This window comes from Roseburia inulinivorans DSM 16841, from assembly GCF_000174195.1.
GTDB classification, from domain to species: domain Bacteria; phylum Bacillota; class Clostridia; order Lachnospirales; family Lachnospiraceae; genus Roseburia; species Roseburia inulinivorans.
Genome location: NZ_ACFY01000128.1, coordinates 1 through 1,147 on the forward strand (window position 1 = coordinate 1; position 1,147 = coordinate 1,147).

At 38.5% G+C, this 1,147-nt stretch carries 2 protein-coding genes and 1 pseudogene; all 3 read left to right on the plus strand.

Going from position 1 to position 1,147, the window contains the following annotated elements; all coding sequences use genetic code 11:
* Window positions 1–330: phospholipase D-like domain-containing protein (locus ROSEINA2194_RS13610; protein ID WP_007888303.1), on the plus strand; the 330-nt coding region annotated here is incomplete at its 5' end.
* Entirely contained in the window at window positions 309–1,019 is a 711-nt protein-coding gene (locus ROSEINA2194_RS13615; RefSeq protein ID WP_007888305.1) for a response regulator transcription factor, read from the plus strand. The genes ROSEINA2194_RS13610 and ROSEINA2194_RS13615, both read left to right, overlap by 22 nt.
* A pseudogene (locus ROSEINA2194_RS21230) lies at window positions 1,019–1,147 on the plus strand (HAMP domain-containing sensor histidine kinase); the annotation flags it as partial. The gene ROSEINA2194_RS13615 and the pseudogene ROSEINA2194_RS21230, both read left to right, overlap by 1 nt.

Below are 1,147 nucleotides of genomic sequence, written 5' to 3' on the forward strand. Positions count from 1 at the left end.
GGAATTAATATCTGGGAATATGAAGGCGGTTATTCATACCACGGAAAAAGTATTCTGATTGACGATGATCTGTCTGTAATCGGTTCCTTTAATATGGACATGAGAAGTGCATATCTGGATACGGAACTGATGCTTGTAATTCGCAGTAAAGATATTAATAAACAGTTGGAAGAGGGCATGATGGAATATGAAAGAGTGTCCCGCCAGGTATTGGAAGATGGAACCTATCGTGATCCATATCATGTAGAGCCAATCGAATTAACAAAGAAACGTCAGAGAAAAATATTTTTGGTACAGCATCTGCTTGGATGGGCAAGGTATCTGTTTTAATAAGGAGGAAGGAAAACGTGTTTCAAATATTGATTGTAGAAGATGATAAAGAATTAAGCCAGCTATTCCAAAAAGTGCTTGAGAAGAATGGATATCAGGTCAAAAGTGCATCGGATGGAGCACAGGCATTAGAAGTATTGGATAAGGAATATATTGATCTGATCATTTCTGATATTATGATGCCGGTTATGGATGGCTATGAACTGGTGTCAGAACTTCGTTCAGCAGGATATCAGATACCAGTGCTTATGATCACTGCGAAAGGTTCCTTTGATGATATGCGCCAGGGATTTCTTTCGGGAAGTGACGATTATATGGTAAAACCGGTAAATGTGAATGAAATGGTTTTAAGAGTCGGAGCACTGCTTCGCCGTGCACAGATACTGAATGAACACAAAATTGTGATCGGTTCAACAGAGTTTGATTATGATGCAATGACGGTTACAACTGATAAGGAAAGTCTTGTTTTGCCTAAAAAAGAATTCCTGCTTTTATATAAGCTTGCAGCTTCGCCAGGCAGAATATTTACAAAACAACAGTTGATGGATGAAGTATGGGGATACGAGACGGAGGCAGACCCACATACGATAGAGGTACATATAGGAAGAATCAGAGAGCGTTTTAAAGATAACCCTGATTTTGAAATCGTAACAATGCGTGGAATTGGATACAAGGTGGTGAAAAAATAATGGAACAAAAGAAAGAAAAAGGATTGCGGATCCGATCCTGTCTGACTGGTGCAATCTGGCTGGCACTTGTATTTTCAACAGTCATATCTGCTTTATTATTTGCTTTTTTGAATCATTTTTTTAATCTG